Annotated in this window: 1 protein-coding gene; it reads right to left on the reverse strand. The window is 34.2% G+C overall.

All coding sequences use genetic code 11. From position 1 onward, the window contains the following. Positions 1–299 precede the first annotated feature (299 nt). On the reverse strand, positions 300–1,535 hold the full coding sequence (locus tag B5D40_RS15110; protein WP_144319727.1) for a hypothetical protein: 1,236 nt from the start codon (positions 1,533–1,535) through the stop codon (positions 300–302). Positions 1,536–1,590 lie beyond the last annotated feature (55 nt).

The following is a 1,590-nucleotide window of genomic DNA, read 5'->3' on the forward strand; positions in this document are numbered from 1 at the left end:
CGTTCGCAAAGTGACTTTTTAAGGGCTGACTAAATAGTCTTTAAATTACACTAATCGAGCGGAGATATTGCCTGAAAATCATCGAACTTCCATTAGGGGATGTCTAAACATCATATTTATTTTTCTTTCTGAGGCTTAAAATTCGGAACCATACACAACACACAATATTTTATGATTCATCCGCTTCTGACAATTATTGCAAAAGCATTTGACTTTTTCTCCAATCTTTCTCATTTGTCCCTTTTTAGGATACCGTTTCTAAAGAACAAAACTATACAGAAAAATCATCAGAGTTCAATTCACTTCAAATTCAACAGTTCTTCCATTTCCGGATTAACTCCCGGCACATCAGTCCTTTTTATCGACTCAATTTCCTTTTGTATTTTCTCTATCTCTTTAATCAATTCTGAATTTCTTTCAGCAAGGGCATTTTGTTTTTCAAGTTTTTCATCATGCTCTATTGCTTTTTTCTGCAACTGATTATTCAACCGCTTGACATCAACAAATCTTTTTATCGCAAATCTTCCCAGAACAATTAAAGGTATATTCACAATAAGAAGCCCCAACATCCTTGTAGAAAGAGGCGATTCATCATTGTTGCTTATAGCCACAGACACAAATGACAGGAGAAATAAAGGAATACACAATATTCCTATAAATGTATTCTTTTTCACAAACATTGCAATAGAAATACAGTATAGCACTATAGGCACAATAACAATAAGTGCAGTCACCTTGGTAAAAATCAAAGCATAAAGGCCGATAATAAAGACGCTCCAATAAAATTGCGACAAATGTTTCCGTCCAATCAGAGTCATTTCATCAATCTCTTTAGAAATTTTTTCTCTCATTGAACAGGCGGCGTTACATTCTTCAACAACTTTTTCATTTTCTTGCCATTTTTGATTAAGCACTTCCTGCTTAGCAGAACGTTCTGCCTCCCTTTCTGCAATTTCTTGTTTTCGTTTTTCCTCAGCTTGTTTCTTTTTTTCCTGTTCCGCCCTATATTCCTCTTCAGCCTGCTTCATCACTTTTAGGTATTTTTCTTGTTCAGCGGGTTCCAATGAATTAGCATAAAGAGGTTCTATCAAAGAATAAAGAATTCCATTTTCTGATTCGTATCCATCAGGATTGTACTCAACCCCTTTCATTTGATTTGCGATAAATTCTCTAAAGAAAATCTGTTTTTCAACAGAAGACATTTCCAAAAATCGCAAATAGCCAACAATTATTCTAAGAATGACTTGGCGAAAACGAGGACCATCGGCTTCATCATATTTATCTTTCAAGAGTTTGCAAGATTTAATTGCAACATCACCAAAATTCTTAATCTCATCAACATTATTCTTTAACCATTCTCCTTTGAAAAAATCTTCTAGCAAAGGTTCTTTTTTTACAATAAAATCATTCAAAAAATCTTTTTCAACAATTTCAGCGTACCAAGATGGGTCAACATTCAAAAGGTAATCAATAGATTCCTTATCAGAATGAGAATTTATATAGTCAGCCCTTAAAAAGTCACTTTGCGAACGCAAGATAAGGACGTTCGCATTTTTTGTTCATTCCGTTCCACAGAAGGCAAAAACAGTA

Origin of the sequence: Fibrobacter intestinalis, assembly GCF_900167415.1 — a bacterium.
Taxonomy (GTDB): domain Bacteria; phylum Fibrobacterota; class Fibrobacteria; order Fibrobacterales; family Fibrobacteraceae; genus Hallerella; species Hallerella intestinalis.